A 14,179-nucleotide genomic window follows, 5' to 3' on the forward strand; every position below is an offset into this window, starting at 1 on the left:
CTCCCAGAGAGCTGGTAGGGTTCTACCCGTCGCCGCCGAACGCGGCAGCGCCCCCGTAGCTCAGGGGATAGAGCAACGGCCTCCGGAGCCGTGTGCGCAGGTTCGAATCCTGCCGGGGGCACTTCGCAGGAAGTGCCACACAGACCCCGTGATCAGTGGAAACGCTGAGCGCGGGGTCTTGTTGTATGTGCCGTGCCGGCCGAGCGCCGGTCCGTCCGTTTCCTGGCCGGGCCCCGGGCGGACTGACGCCGGGTCGGTCAGAGGGGCACGATCGTCGTCTCCGTTGCCTTCACGCTGGTCCAGACCGGTGTCCCCTCGGCGAGGGCGAGTTCGGCGGCGGCCTGGGGGGTGATCTCCGCGACGAGGTCGGGGGCCTGGGGGGAGGTGACGAGGATTCGCAGTCGGCTGCCGCTCGCGGTGATCTCGCGTACGGTGCCGGGCCAGACGTTGCGGGGGCTGCCCGCGGGCTTCTCCCGGTGGACGGAGACCGCCTCCGGGGCGACGATCGCGAGCGCAGGGGTGCCGGCCGGCGGCGATTCGGCCGCGACCAGGGTGCCGCCGCCGTCGAGGGCGAGGCCGTCGGGGGTGGCCGTGCCGGGCCAGGCGTTGCGGCCGAGCATCCGGGCCACCCACGGAGAGCGGGGGTGGCGGGTGACCTCCGCCGGGGTGTCGTCCTGGAGGGCTCGGCCGTCCTGGAGGACGAGGACGCGGTCGGCGAGGGAGACCGCCTCTACGGGGTCGTGGGTGACGATCAGGCAGACACCGCCGAAGCCGGAGAGGTGGCTGCGCAGGGTGTGCCGTACATGGGCGCGGGTGGTCTGGTCGAGGGCGGCGAGCGGTTCGTCGAGGACGAGCAGCCGGGGCCGGGCGGCGAGGGCGCGGGCCAGGGCGACGCGCTGGGCCTGACCGCCGGAGAGCTGGGCGGGGCGGCGGTGGGCGAGGTGGCCGACGCCGAGGCGGTCGAGCCATGCCTGGGCCTCGCGGCGGGCCTCGGCTCGCGCCACACCCTGGGCGCGCAGCCCGTACGCGGTGTTGGCGAGGGCCGACAGATGCGGGAAGAGGGCGCCGTCCTGCGGCACCCAGGCGACGCGGCGGCGGTGCGGGGGCAGTGCGGTGACGTCCTCTCCGCCGAGCCTGAGCTCGGCGTGGGCGCGGGGGGTGAGGCCGAGCAGGGCGCGGAGCAGGGTGGTCTTCCCGGCGCCGTTGGGGCCGACGACGGCGATGGTGGTGCCGGCTTCGGCGTCCAGGGTGAGCCGGGTGAAGCCGGTGACGTCGGCGCCCAGCGACCAGCGGCCGGCGACGCCGGGGGTCGGCGGGGGCGCATCGGGAGCCGCGTCGGCGGGGACCGGCTCCGGGGCGGCCTCGGGGGCGGTGCGCCGCTTCGTGTCGCTCGGGGCGCCGGTCCACCGTCCGCGCAGGGCGATGAGGACGGCCATGGCGATGGCGAGGAGCAGCAGGGAGACGGAGGTGGCGGCCTCGGGTTCGTCCTGGAGCAGGAGGTAGACCTGGAGCGGCAGGGTCTGGGTGGTGCCGGGGAGGTTGCCGGCGAAGGTGATGGTGGCGCCGAACTCGCCGAGGGCCCGCGCCCAGGTGAGGGCCGCGCCCGCGACGACGCCGGGCGCCACCATGGGCAGGGTGACGGTGAGGAAGACCCGTACGGGCGAGGCGCCGAGGGAGGCCGCCGTCTCCTCGTACCGCGGCCGCAGTCCGCCGAGCGCGCCCTCCAGGCTGACGACGAGGAACGGCATGGAGACGAAGGTGGCGGCGAGGACGGCGCCGGAGGTGTGGAACGGCAGCGTGACCCCGAAGGTGTTCTCCAGCCACGGTCCGAGCACTCCGCGCCTGCCGAAGGCGAGCAGCAGGGCGACACCGCCGACCGTCGGTGGCAGCACCATCGGCAGCAGGACGAGTGAGCGGACGAACGCCTTGCCGGGGAAGGTGACCCGGGCGAGCAGCCATGCCAGCGGTACGCCGAGCAGCAGGGACAGGCCGAGCGCCCAGAACGACACCACGAGCGAAAGTCGCAGCGCCTCGACGGTCCCGGGGGACGTCAGGTGGCCGGCGAGCTCGCCCCATTCGGTCCGCGCGAGGATGCCGACCAGCGGGAGAGCGAGGAAGACCACGGCGAGCAGCGCGGGCAGCGCGAGGGCGAGCGGCGGCCTGGCGCGGCCGGTGCGCCTTCCGGGGGTGCGGATGCCTGCTTGTTTCATCGTGTTCCCGACGGCGTGAGGAGAGGCGGAGCGAGGATCATCCGGTCCCCCGGTACGGACAGTGCCGCGCGGTCCGGGTGGTCCGGTCGGTCACGGCTTCTGGAAGCCGGCGTCCTGGAGGATCTTCCGGGCCTCGGGCGAGGAGAGCCAGCTGACGAACGCGGCGGCGGCCTCGGCGTTCTCCGAGTCCTTCAGTGTGGCGGCGGGGTAGGCGGCGACGGCGTTCTGCGCGTCGGGGATCTCGACCGCGTCGACCTTGTCCCCGGCGCTCTCGGCGTCGGTCCTGTAGACGAGCCCGGCGTCGGCCTCTCCCAGCTCGACCTTGCTGAGCACGGCGCGCACGTTCGGCTCCTGGGAGACCGGATTCACCGTGATCTTCTGGGCGTCGAGGATCTGCCGGCTGTACTTGCCGGCCGGTACCTCGGGGGCGGCGAGGGCGACCTTGAGGCTGGGGTCCGCGAGGTCGTTCAGGCCGTCGACCTTGAAGGGGTTGCCTTCGCCGGTGGCGATGACCAGGCGGTTCTTCGCGATGACCGCCGGTGTGCCGGTGTCGGCCCGTACCTTGTCCATGCTCTTGGTGTCGGCGGTCACCAGGACGTCGGCGGGCGAGCCCTGGGTCACCTGGGCGACGAGTTCCTGGGAGCCGGCGAAGGAGAAGGTGAGCTCGGTGCCCGGGTGGGACTTCTCGTATGCGGCGCCGGCGGTCCTGAAGGCGTCGGTGAGGGAGGCGGCCGCGAGGACCGTCAGCTTCGCCCGGGGCGCGGTGCCGGAGGCCGTGGATCCGCCGGTGTCCCGCGTGGTGTCGTCGCTCGAACAGGCCGCGAGCGGCAGAAGCAGCGCCGCGGTGAGGGCGGCGGCGGCACGGCGGCGGGTGACGGTCGGCATGAGGGCCATGGGGGCGGACTCCTGGGGGCGGAGGGAACGTACGGGGAGGAGGCCGGTCGCGCCGACGGCCGGGAGGCCTCGGTACGGCGTGAGGGGCGATCAGGTGCGGTCGATGTGCACGCTGGTCGACTTCACGCGGGCGGTGGCCCGCACGCCGACTTCCAGTCCCAGTTCCTCCACGGCCTCACGGGTGAGGAGGGAGACCAGGCGGTGCGGTCCGGCCTGGATGGTGACCTGGGCCGCGACGTCGCCGAGCTTGATCGCCGTGACGATGCCCGGGAAGGAGTTGCGCGCCGACGTGTACGGAACCTCGTCGTCGTCGCTCTGCGCGATCTCCACGGAGAAGGCGGCGAGCGCCTCCCCGTCGATCACGCGCCGGCCGCTCTCGTCGCGACGGGTCGCGACGCGGCCGGCGTCGGCCCAGCGTCGCGCGGTGTCGGGGCTGACGCCGAGGAGACGCGCGGCCTGGCCGATGGTGTAGGACTGCATGTGCGACACGTTAGGCCGTGATCTCACGCATCTGCAACTGAATCGTGGGACCCTCCATGGCGGATGAGAGTCTGCTTGGAGGAAGCGACACATACGCGCATACGACGGAGCCGGCGTCCGCGCAGGGGCGGACGCCGGCTCCTTGAGGAGACCGTGGGCCGCCCGGCGGGTTGTCCCGGCCGGGCGGCCCCTGGGGTCACTTGACGTTGATCGCCGTCCAGGCCTTGGCGACCGCCGCGTACTCGGGGCTGCCCGCGCCGTAGAGGTCGGTGGCCGCGGACAGGGTGGCCGTGCGGGCGCCGGCGTAGGTGGTGGAGGAGGTCATGTAGGTGGAGAGGGCCTTGAACCAGATCTTGTAGGCCTTGGCGCGGCCGATGCCCGTGAGGGTGGAGCCGTCGTACGTCGGGGAGTCGTACGAGACACCGTTGAGCGTCTTCGCGCCGCTGCCCTCGGAGAGCAGGTAGAAGAAGTGGTTGGCCGGGCCCGAGGAGTGGTGGACGTCGAGGCGGCCGAGGCTGCTGGACCAGTAGTCGGCGGAGCTGCCGTCACGGCTCGGCTTGTCCATGTAGCGGAGCGGGGTGCCGTTGCCGCGGATGTCGATCTTCTCGCCGATGAGGTAGTCGCCGGCGTCCGAGGCGTTGGCCGCGTAGAACTCGACCGAGGTGCCGAGGATGTCGGAGGTTGCCTCGTTCAGGCCGCCCGACTCCTTGCTGTAGCGCAGGTTGGCCGTCGAGGCGGTGAGGCCGTGGGTCATCTCGTGGCCGGCCACGTCGATCGAGGTGAGCGGCCTGGCGTTGTTCGCACCGTCGCCGTAGGTCATGCAGAAGCAGGAGTCGGACCAGAAGGCGTTGACGTACGCGTTGCCGTAGTGGACGCGGGAGTAGGCCGCGACGCCGTCGCCGCGGATGCCGTTGCGGCCGAGCTCGTTCTTGTAGAAGTCCCAGGTGACGGCCGCGCCGTAGTGGGCGTCGGCCGCGGCGGTCTCCCGGTTCGTGGCGAGGCCGTTGCCCCAGGTGTCGGTGCTGTTGGTGAAGAGGGAGCCGGTGCCGCTGGTGCCGCCGTTCAGGTCGTACGTCTTGTGGCCGCCGCGTGCGGTGTCCGTGAGGGTGAACGAGGGCGCGGTGCCGAGGGTGACCGTACCGCTGTACTGGGTGTGGCCGGTGCCCGTCTCGATCGCCTCGTAGGCGTACAGCTCCTTGCCGGTGGTGGCGTCGGTGATGACGTGGCGCTCGCTCGGGGTGCCGTCGGCCTGGACGCCCGTGACGGTCGTCTCCCAGGCGAGGGCCGGCTTGCCGGTGGCGGCCCAGACCACCTTGCGGGACGAGGAGGGGGCGGCGGAGCGCGCGTCGGAGGACGCCGCGGCGGCCTTCCCCGCGGTCTCGGCGGTGACCTTCGCCGTCGTGCTCGCCACGGATATGCGGGCGTCGGTCGCCTTGGTGGTGGCGCGCGAGCCGTTCTTCTTCTGGTGGACGACGAGGTCGCCGCCGAGGACGGGGAGACCCTCGTAGGTGCGCTCGTAGCGCGTGTGGACGGTGCCGTCGGCGTCCTTGACGACGTCCCGGACGACGAGCTTCTCCTGGCCGGAGAGACCGATGGCCTTGCCGGTGGCGGCGGCTCCGGCCTGCGCCTCGCGCACGGCGGTGGCGCGCTCGGCGCCGGTGAGGACGAGCGCGGTGGCCCCGGCCTCGCGCTGGACATCGGCGCTGGCGGATCCGGTCTGGACTCCGACGACGACCATGGCGGCCGATGCGATCAGGGCGGCGGCGCGGGCGGTGGTGGTGCGGCGGTGCGAGGACTGCTGGCGGGTCACTCGGGCTCCTTCGCTGACAAGCGTGGGGGTGAAGGGTGGGGGGTGGGGGGTGGTGCGGCTGGAAGCGTGCCAGCGAAGAAGCCTTTTTGACAGGTCTGCAACAAGGATTTGACCAGCTGTTGTCCGAAGGACAGAGAACTGTGTTCGCTATGCGGGGTGTTGGGGGGAGAGAGTGGGTCTCCTTGCCCGCAGTCGGGCAGCACGAGGGTGGTCCGGGCGCGGCTCGGGGAGGCGGGGGTTCACCTCTCCCCCGGCGAGCCCGGCGTCTTCGGCGACGGGGCGCGGCGCAGGGCCGGCCGGCTGAGGGAAGTCGTACGGACAGGTCCCACGGACACCGCGACGGCACCGCCCGCACGGGTCCGCGACGCCCGCGCGGGGCTCCGGGCCACCCGGGACCGGATCGACTCGTGGTGCGGGGCCACCCCGACGCCCGCCGCTGACGCGCCGCACCACCGCGGCGCCGGCTCACCCGAGGCGTCGCGGCGGCCGCCCGGCCGGGGGCCTCAGGCCGTGCGCTTGCGCGGGGCCGCCTTCTTCGCCGTGTCCTTCGTCGCGGTCTTCGCCGTGGTCTTCGTCGCCGTCTTCCTCGCCGTGGCCTTCTTGGCCGCGGACTTCTTCGCCGGCTCCTTCGCCTTCGCCGTGCTCTTCCTCGCCGGCGTCTCCTTCGCCGTACCACCGGCCGTCGACGTCGACTTGCGGGCCGGGGCCGCCGTCTTCTTCGCGGGCGTGCGGGACGTGGACTTCTTGCCGCCCGTCTCCTTCGGCGTCCCGCGCGGCTTGAGCTCGGTCACCACGGCGTCCGCTTCCTCGCCCCGGGCCTCCTTCGCCGCCCGGACGCTGCTCTCCAGGGCCGCCATCAGGTCGATGACCCGGCCGCCCGGCGCCTCCTCGGTGGGCGGGGCCGCGACGCCCTCGCCGCCCTCCGCCTTCGCCGCGATCATCTCCTCGACCGCGGTGCGGTAGTCGTCGTGCAGGGTGCTGATGTCGACCTCCCCGAGCGTGGCCATCAGGGCGTCCGCCAGGTCGAGTTCGGCCTCCCGTACGGTCACCGGGCTCTCCGGGGCCACGCCCTCGGGGGCGCGGATCTCGTCCGGCCAGAGCAGGCCGTGCATCGCGATCACGTCGTCCACGACCCGCAGCATGCCGAGCCGCTCCCGCCCCCGGAGGGCGAACTTGGCCACGGCCACCTTGTCGCTGCGCTTGAGCGCCTCGCGGAGCAGCGTGTACGGCTTGGCCGCCGGCACGCCGTTCGCCGAGAGGTAGTACGCGGCGTCCATCTGGAGCGGGTCGATGTCGCCGGCCGGCACGAAGGACACGATCTCGATCGTCTTCGCGGTGGGGAGCGGCAGGGAGGCCAGGTCCTCGTCGGTGATCGGGATCATGGTCCCGTCGGCGTCCTCGTACGCCTTGCCGATCTCCGCCGTGGAGAGCTCCTCGCCGTCGAGCTCGCACACCTTCTTGTAGCGGACACGGCCGCCGTCCTCGGTGTGGATCTGGCGGAAGGAGACCGACCGGCTCTCCGTGGCGTTCACCAGCTTGATCGGGATGCTGACAAGCCCGAAAGATATGGCGCCGTTCCAGATGGATCGCACGTTTCTTCCCTTTCGAGCCTAAAAGCGATGATTCGTGGGGATTCTCATCGTATGACGCCGATCACAGAGGTGGAGGGGCGGCGCCTGGCGCTCAGCAACCTGGACAAGGTGATCCACCCGGTCACCGGCACCACCAAGGGCGAGGTGCTCCACTACTACGCGACGGTCGGGGCCGCGATCCTGCCGCATCTGCGCGATCGCCCGGTGTCCTTCCTGCGCTATCCGGACGGCCCGGACGGGCAGCTCTTCTTCACGAAGAATCCCCCGCCCGGCACACCCTCCTGGGTGAGGACCACCCCCGTGCCCCGCTCCGACGCCCCCGGGGCCCGGCAGGTGGTGATCGATGACCTGGCCTCGCTGATGTGGGCGTCGAACCTGGTCGTGGAGTTCCACACGCCGCAGTGGCGGACCTCCTCTCCCGCCGTCGCCGACCGGCTCGTGTTCGACCTCGACCCCGGGCCGCCCGCGACGGTCGTCGAGTGCTGCCGGGTCGCGCTGCACCTGCGTGAGCGGCTCGCCGCGGACGGGCTCGAGGCCTTCGCCAAGACCTCCGGCGCCAAGGGGCTGCACCTCCTCGTCCCGGTGGCGCCGACACCCTCCGCGCGCGTCTCGGCGTACGCGAGACAGCTCGCCGTCGAGGCGGAGGCGGCGCTGCCGAAGCTGGTCGTGCACCGGATGGCCAAGGCCCTGCGGCCGGGGAAGGTCTTCGTCGACCACAGCCAGAACGCCGCCGCCAAGACGACCGCCACCCCCTACACCCTGCGGGCCCGCGCCCGGCCCGCCGTCTCCGCCCCCGTCACCTGGGAGGAGGTCGAGGAGTGCGCCGGGACCGCCGCCGGCCCGGAGGCCCTTGTCCTCCTCATGGACGACATCACGCCACGTCTGGAGCGGTACGGGGACCTCCTGGCGCCCCTTTTCGCGCCCGGACGGGCGGGGGAGCTGCCGTGAACGGCCCCGGGGCCGTGGTGCTGGTCCCGCCCGTCGACGTCATGCGGCCACGTGCCGCCGACGAGATCCCCGCACAGGCGGAGCCGCCACGGCAGCTCCAGTACTCGCTCAAGCTGGACGGCTTCCGCGCGCTCGCCTTCGTCCTCGACGGCGGCAGGGTCGTCCTCCAGTCCCGCTCCCGCCGGGACCTCGCCCCCGAGTTCCCCGGGACCGCCGCGCACCTGCGGGAACAGCTGCCGCCCGGGATCGTCCTCGACGGCGAGCTGTGCGCCTACCGGGAGGGGCGCCTGAGCTTCACCGACCTGCTCCGCTCCCCCGCGGACCGGGCACGAGCCGGAGTGCCCGTCTCGTACATCGCCTTCGACATCCTCGCGGTCCCCGGGCGTGACGTACGGGGTCTGCCGCTCCGCGAGCGGTGGGAGCTGCTCGGCGCGGCCCTGCGGGAGGTCGAGCCGCCGCTCCAGCGTGTCCTCGCCACCCTCGACGAGGAGACGGCGCGCGACTGGTTCCGGGACCTGCGGGACGCCGGCGTCGAGGGGATCGTCGCCAAGACGCTGGGCTCGGCCTACCGGGCGGGGCCCACCTGGGCCTGGCGGAAGATCCGGCACGCGGAGACCAGCGACGGTCTGCTGCTCGGTGTCCTCGGCCCGGCCGACCGGCCCCGCGCCCTGGTCGTACGGCTTCACGACGGCCGTACCGTGACCACCTCCCCCCGGCTGACCCCGGCGCAGTCGCGGGAGGTCGGTGCGCTGGTGGGCGACCGGGCCGGGCCCCTGGCGACGGACCCGGAGCACGGGCCGGTGCGGTGGGTCGACCCGCCGGTCCCCGTCGAACTGCGGCAGCTCGCGGTGCGGCAGCGGCAGGAGAACGCGACGTTCGTCCGGGTGCGGTCGGAAGGCTGAACCGCCCCTTGCGCCGGGCGCGCTTTCCGATTCGGGGCGAACTCGGTTCGATACCCAGAGCAACTGCCTTGCTCCGTAGCGTACATGGCGGAAAGAAGTCGCAACTCGCGGTCCGTGCGGGCCCGCTGGCGCCGGTAAGGCCTTGCTGTGCCTGCCGTGGTGCACACTTGCTGCCTGGTAGCGCTCACGGGGAAGGCGGCCTGGTACATGCTGACGGGGATCGAGGAGGTCGACTGGGCCTCACTGGGGCACGCGTACGGCCCCGCGGACGACGTGCCGGAGCTCCTCCGCGGACTCGCCTCCGCCGATCCCGCGGAGCGCGAGACCGCCCTCGACGGCATGTACGGCGCCGTGCACCACCAGGGCGACGTGTACGACTCGACGCTCGCCTGCATCCCCTTCCTCCTCGAACTCGTCGCCGACCCCGTCGTCCAGGACCGCGGCCCCCTCGTCGAGCTGCTCACCAGCATCGGCGGCATCGAGCTCGACGACGACGACGAGCTCGACGAACTCGACCCCGACGAGGAGGAGTTCATCCCCGCCGCCAACTACGCGATGGCCGCAGCCGCCATCGCCGCCGGCGCCGACGTCTTCCTCGGTCTCGTCTCCGACGCGGACCCCGAGGTCCGCCTCGCCGCGCCCTGCGCGCTCGCCTCGCTCCACCCCGAGCCCGCCCTCGTGCTCACGCTGCTGCGCGAGCGGCTCACCGTCGAGCGGGACACCGAGGTACGGCTCGCCCTCGTGGCCGCCGTCGGGCGGATCGCCCTGCGGCACGCCTCGCTGCGCGCCGAGACCGTCGACTGGCTCGGCTGGCTCGCCCGCGCCGCCCACGACCCGGGACTCCGTCTCGCGGCCCTCGCGCAGCGGGCGCGCTGCGCCCCGGGTGACATCCCCGACGACATCGTGCCGTGGGTAACGGGGCTCCTGGAGGAAATCAGGGTCACCGCGCAGGCGTCGGCCGCCCCCGGCTCCGAGGGTTCCCGGCACGCCCCGCCGACCCTCATCGGGCAGGTCCGCGAACTCCTGGAGGAGCACGCCGCGGGACGCCCCGCGCCCTGGACGGAGGAGCTGCTGCGGACCCTGCACACGGCGCTCGACGACCGGGTCGACGACCGCGTCGCGCTGATCCTCGCGCAGTTGCGCAGCCCCGACTGGGGACAGCGTTCGGACGCGATCTGGCTGTGCGGCGGGTTGATACGGGTCTGGCGCGGGCGGTACGAGGAGGTCGTCCGGCTCGTCGGCGCGCAGCTCCAGGATCCCGAGCCCCGGCTCCGGGAGGCCGCCACCTCGTTCCTCGAGCGGCTCTTCGAGCTGGGCGCGCCCGCCGCCGACGCGCTCGCCGCCCGCCTCGCCGGCGGCCCGTACGGGCCGGCTCAGGGCGGTGGCGGTCCGGGCGGTTTCCTCGGCCGGTCCGGACGGGACGGGGCGCTCCTCGCGCTGGCCCGCGCCGGGGACGCCCGGGCCGTCCCGCTGCTCGCCCGCGCCCTGGAGGAGGGCGAGGTGCGACGGGAGCTGCTGTACGCCATGGACGGCCTCGGGCCGTCGGCCGCGATGCTCGCCCCGCCGCTGCGCCGCCGGCTCGCCGAGGTCGAGCTCGACGAGCGGCTCTACGACCGGGCCACGCCCCTGCTGTACGCCCTCGCGGCGGTCCGGGGCGGCCAGGCCGTACCCGAGGTCCTGCGCGTGCTGCGCGGAGCGCCGTCGAACCGGCGGGACTGGGTGCGGGAGGCCGCTCTGCGGACCCTGGCGGCCTTCGGTCCCGCCGCCCGGCCTGCCGTACCGGACATCCGGCGGCTCCTGGGCGCCGAGTCGGCCGCGGTCGCGACGACGGCGGCGCGCGCCCTGTGGGCGGCCGAGGGGGATCCCGCGGAGGTCCTTTCGGCCCTGGAGCGGTGGCTGCGGCCGGGCGTCTCGGGCGCCGACCGCTGCTCCGCCGCGCAGGCGCTCGGCGAAATCGGCCCGGCCGCGGCCGCGGCGGCCCCCGCCCTCCTGCCCGGCCTCGCCTCCCGGGACCTGTGGGTGCGGGTCCGCAGCGCCGCGGCCCTGTGGCGGGTGTCCGGGGACGCGGCGACGGCCCTGCCCGTGCTGCTCGCGGCCTGGGAGGAGAACCGGCACGCGCGCGTGGACGTCGCCGAGTGCCTGGCGGAGATGGGGCCGGCGGCGGCGGAGGCGCAGCTGGTGATCCTCACCGAGCTGACCCGGCGGCGCCGCCACAACGCCCGGGAGGGCGCCTCGGGCAGCCATGACGTCCACCTCGACGAGAAGCTGCTGACCTTGTGCCGGGCCGCGCTGGCCCGGATGGAGCGGGGGGTGTTCTAGATCCTGTCCGACAATTCCCGTCGGGCCCGGCCGGATCGGCAAGACACCCACTGACCGCACGGCACACCGTCACACAAAAGGGACATAGGGCATACCGCTTGCTACGTTGCGGCCATGACCGCACCGCGAACGGACGCGCCCCCGCCCGGGGTACGCATCCCGAAGCGCCGCGGCGTGGAACTCTCCCTCCTCGTCTGCGCCGTCCTCATCTCCGTCTGCGGCTACGCCGAGGTCGGCCTCGCCCGCAGCGGTGCCGTGCCGCCGGACGCCGCCCGCTACGGGGCCGGTCTCGGTCTGCTCGCGCTCGTCGCCCATCTCTCGGTCCGGTTCCGCGCCCCGTACGCCGATCCGCTGCTGCTGCCGATCGCGGTCCTGCTCAACGGCCTCGGCCTGGTGCTCATCTACCGTCTCGACCTGGAGACACCGCGCGACCAGGCGGCCGCGACGCAGCTGGTCTGGTCGACGCTCGGAGTGGCGCTCTTCATCGTGGTCGTCCTGCTGCTCCGCGACCATCGCGTGCTCCAGGGGTACGCGTACGTGTCGGTGGCCGCCGCGCTCGCCCTGATGATCCTGCCGATCTTCTTCCCGGCCGTGAACGGTGCCAGGATCTGGATCCGGCTCGGCGGTCTCTCGTTCCAGCCGGGCGAGTTCGCCAAGATCCTGCTCGCGGTCTTCTTCGCCGCGTACCTCGCGGCCAACCGCAACGCGCTCGCGTACACCGGCCGCCGGATCTGGAGGTTCCAGTTCCCTTCCGGGCGGGTGCTCGGGCCCGTCGTGGCGATCTGGCTGCTGAGCGTCGGCGTGCTCGTCCTCGAACGGGACCTCGGTACGTCGCTGCTCTTCTTCGGGCTCTTCGTGATCATGCTGTACGTGGCGACCGGCCGGATCGGCTGGATCGCGGTCGGCCTCGTGCTCGCCTCCGCCGGGGCCTTCCTCGTCGGCTCGCTCGAACCCCATGTGCACAGCCGGGTGCAGGACTGGCTCGATCCGTTCGCGTCGATCCGGGCGGGCGACGGACCGGGGCAGCTCGCCCAGTCGCTGTTCTCCTTCGCCGCCGGGGGGATGCTCGGCAGCGGGCTCGGACTCGGCCATTCCGTCCTCATCGGCTTCGCCACCAAGTCCGACTTCATCCTGGCCACGGCGGGCGAGGAGCTGGGGCTCGTCGGCCTGACCGCGCTCTTCCTCCTGTACGCGCTGCTCGTCGCCAGGGGATATCGCGCCGGCCTCTCGCTGCGCGACCCCTTCGGCCGGCTCCTCGCGATCGGCCTCGCGTCGATCGTGGCGCTCCAGGTCTTCGTGATCGCGGGCGGAGTGATGGGGCTGATCCCGCTGACCGGCATGGCCATGCCGTTCCTCGCCCAGGGAGGTTCCTCGGTGGTCACCAACTGGGTGATCGTGGCGCTGCTCATCCGCGTCAGCGACTCGGCGCGCGCCCCCCAGCCGGACTCCGCCGACACGGGGACGCTCGCGCCGGTGAAGGAGGGCGCCGCGTGAGCCGGTCGTGCCGGACGGGAGGCGCCTCGTGATCCGGTACGCCCGGCGGGCCGCCGCTCTCTGTCTCGTGCTGCTCGTGGCGCTCCTCGTCAACTCCGCCCGGGTGATGCTCTTCGAGGCCGAGTCGCTCGACGACAACCCGGCCAACCGGCGGATCGCGATCTCCCGGTACGCGCAGCCGCGCGGCGAGATCGTCGTCGACGGCAAGCCGGTGACGGGCTCCCGCGACAGCGGACAGCAGCTGCGCTGGGAACGGACCTACCGCCAGGGACCCTTGTACGCCCCGCTGACCGGGTACTCCTCTCAGACGTACGGCACCACCCTCGTCGAGCACGCGGAGGACGCGGTCCTCGCCGGGACCGAACCGATGCTGGCGCCGCTGCCGCTCTGGAACGACCTCACGCGCGGCCGGCAGCCCGGTGGAGACGTGGTGACGACGATCCGCGCCTCGATGCAGGAGGCCGCCTACCGGGGGCTCGGCGGGAAGCGCGGCGCGGTCGTCGCGGTGGAGCCGCACAGCGGCCGCATCCTGGCGCTCGTCAGCTCGCCCTCGTACGACCCGGGCGTCCTCTCCGGTACGGGCATGGGCGTCAAGGACGCCTGGAAGCGGCTGAACACCTCACCGAACCAGCCGATGCTGAACCGGGCGCTGCGGCAGACGTACCCGCCGGGCTCCACGTTCAAGATCGTGACGGCCGCCGCGGCCCTGGACGCCGGGGCCGTACGGGACGTGGAGGCGCCGACCGACACCCCCGACCCCTTCGTGCTGCCCGGCACCCGGCAGGTGCTGCCGAACGAGGCACGGGGGTGCGCGGACGCGTCCCTCGCGTACGCCATCCAGTGGTCCTGCAACACGGTGATGGCCGGCCTCGGCGTGGAGGTGGGCCTGACCGGGATGGTCGACGCGGTGGAACGGTTCGGCTTCAACGACACGGCGCTGCGGGTGCCGTCCTGGGTGGCGAAGTCCAACTTCGACCGGGAGATGAGCCCGGACCAGCTGGCGCTCTCGTCGATCGGGCAGTTCGACACGACGGCCACCCCGCTCCAGATGGCCATGGTGGCGGCGGCCGTCGCCAACAACGGGGAGATCGCCCACCCGTACCTCGTCGACCGCCTGACGACCTCGGGCGGCACGACGATCGACCGCACCGGCCGCCGCAGCTACCGGCAGGCGATGAACCCCTCGACGGCGATGCACCTCCAGCGGCTGATGGTGAAGGCGGTCGAGGAGGGTACGGGGACGAACGCGGCGATCCCGGGCGCCCGGGTCGGCGGCAAGACCGGCACCGCCCAGCACGGCTTCGGCAACACGGGGACCCCGTACGCCTGGTTCATCGCCTGGGCACAGGCCGAGGACGCGGCCCAGCCGGCGGTCGCCGTGGCGGTGGTCGTCGAGGACGCGGAGGCGTCCCGTACGGACATCAGCGGGGGCGGCAGCGCGGCCCCGCTCGCGAAGGCGGTGATGACGGAGGCGCTCCGGCTGGAGGCGGAGGCGCGGGGCTAGGGGGTGTCCGACCATGGGCGTCGGAT

10 protein-coding genes and 1 tRNA gene are annotated in these 14,179 nt (G+C 73.3%); 6 read left to right on the forward strand and 5 right to left on the reverse strand.

The genetic code is table 11. From position 1 onward, the window contains the following. The first annotated feature begins 49 nt into the window (after nt 1–49). Nucleotides 50–121, forward strand: a tRNA-Arg gene (locus tag ACFVYX_RS16245). Between the two features lie 136 nt (nt 122–257). On the opposite strand, the gene ACFVYX_RS16250 is transcribed toward ACFVYX_RS16245, so the two are convergent. The 5 genes from ACFVYX_RS16250 to ACFVYX_RS16270 all read right to left on the reverse strand — a co-directional run bounded on the left by ACFVYX_RS16250 (nt 258) and on the right by ACFVYX_RS16270 (nt 6,986). Next, the gene (locus tag ACFVYX_RS16250; RefSeq protein WP_389682007.1) at nt 258–2,210 is read right to left on the reverse strand and encodes an ABC transporter permease; all 1,953 of its coding nucleotides are present in this window, start codon (nt 2,208–2,210) and stop codon (nt 258–260) included. Nucleotides 2,211–2,300: 90 nt separating this feature from the next. Continuing rightward, nucleotides 2,301–3,104, reverse strand: coding sequence for a molybdate ABC transporter substrate-binding protein (modA, locus tag ACFVYX_RS16255; protein WP_389682008.1), 804 nt, complete (start codon nt 3,102–3,104; stop codon nt 2,301–2,303). Between the two features lie 90 nt (nt 3,105–3,194). Further along, nucleotides 3,195–3,584, reverse strand: coding sequence for a molybdopterin-binding protein (locus ACFVYX_RS16260; protein WP_389682009.1), 390 nt, complete (start codon nt 3,582–3,584; stop codon nt 3,195–3,197). Nucleotides 3,585–3,780: 196 nt separating this feature from the next. Then, nucleotides 3,781–5,394 carry a M4 family metallopeptidase gene (locus tag ACFVYX_RS16265; protein WP_389682010.1) on the reverse strand — a complete coding sequence of 538 codons (1,614 nt, stop codon included), beginning with the start codon at nt 5,392–5,394 and terminating at the stop codon, nt 3,781–3,783. A gap of 503 nt (nt 5,395–5,897) precedes the next feature. Beyond that, the gene (locus ACFVYX_RS16270; RefSeq protein ID WP_389682011.1) at nt 5,898–6,986 is read right to left on the reverse strand and encodes a Ku protein; all 1,089 of its coding nucleotides are present in this window, start codon (nt 6,984–6,986) and stop codon (nt 5,898–5,900) included. Between the two features lie 51 nt (nt 6,987–7,037). Between ACFVYX_RS16270 and ligD the strand changes: the two genes are divergently transcribed. The 5 genes from ligD (at nt 7,038) to ACFVYX_RS16295 (ending at nt 14,153) form a co-directional block, all read left to right on the forward strand. Then, nucleotides 7,038–7,934: a non-homologous end-joining DNA ligase gene (gene ligD, locus ACFVYX_RS16275; protein WP_389682012.1), complete on the forward strand. Its 897-nt coding sequence runs from the start codon at nt 7,038–7,040 to the stop codon at nt 7,932–7,934. Further along, nucleotides 7,931–8,836 carry a DNA ligase gene (locus tag ACFVYX_RS16280; RefSeq protein ID WP_389682013.1) on the forward strand — a complete coding sequence of 302 codons (906 nt, stop codon included), beginning with the start codon at nt 7,931–7,933 and terminating at the stop codon, nt 8,834–8,836. The genes ligD and ACFVYX_RS16280 overlap by 4 nt, the downstream gene beginning before the upstream one ends. A gap of 207 nt (nt 8,837–9,043) precedes the next feature. Beyond that, nucleotides 9,044–11,155 carry a HEAT repeat domain-containing protein gene (locus ACFVYX_RS16285; RefSeq protein ID WP_389682014.1) on the forward strand — a complete coding sequence of 704 codons (2,112 nt, stop codon included), beginning with the start codon at nt 9,044–9,046 and terminating at the stop codon, nt 11,153–11,155. A 114-nt stretch (nt 11,156–11,269) separates the two neighbouring features. After that, nucleotides 11,270–12,649: an FtsW/RodA/SpoVE family cell cycle protein gene (locus ACFVYX_RS16290; protein WP_389682015.1), complete on the forward strand. Its 1,380-nt coding sequence runs from the start codon at nt 11,270–11,272 to the stop codon at nt 12,647–12,649. A 28-nt stretch (nt 12,650–12,677) separates the two neighbouring features. After that, a complete protein-coding gene (locus ACFVYX_RS16295; RefSeq protein ID WP_389682016.1) occupies nt 12,678–14,153 on the forward strand; it encodes a penicillin-binding transpeptidase domain-containing protein in 1,476 nt (491 codons plus the stop codon). Nucleotides 14,154–14,179: the final 26 nt, after the last annotated feature.

This window comes from Streptomyces sp. NPDC058326 (assembly GCF_042879855.1).
In the GTDB taxonomy this organism is placed as follows: Bacteria; Actinomycetota; Actinomycetes; order Streptomycetales; family Streptomycetaceae; genus Streptomyces.

What these genes read in the sequence shown, in the direction of transcription:
- ACFVYX_RS16250 (WP_389682007.1), bottom strand. Translation starts at nt 2,210, where the DNA reads ATGAAACAAGCAGGCATCCGCACCCCCGGAAGGCGCACCGGCCGCGCC.
- modA (WP_389682008.1), bottom strand. Translation starts at nt 3,104, where the DNA reads ATGGCCCTCATGCCGACCGTCACCCGCCGCCGTGCCGCCGCCGCCCTC.
- ACFVYX_RS16260 (WP_389682009.1), bottom strand. Translation starts at nt 3,584, where the DNA reads ATGCAGTCCTACACCATCGGCCAGGCCGCGCGTCTCCTCGGCGTCAGC.
- ligD (WP_389682012.1), top strand. Translation starts at nt 7,038, where the DNA reads ATGACGCCGATCACAGAGGTGGAGGGGCGGCGCCTGGCGCTCAGCAAC.
- ACFVYX_RS16285 (WP_389682014.1), top strand. Translation starts at nt 9,044, where the DNA reads ATGCTGACGGGGATCGAGGAGGTCGACTGGGCCTCACTGGGGCACGCG.
- ACFVYX_RS16290 (WP_389682015.1), top strand. Translation starts at nt 11,270, where the DNA reads ATGACCGCACCGCGAACGGACGCGCCCCCGCCCGGGGTACGCATCCCG.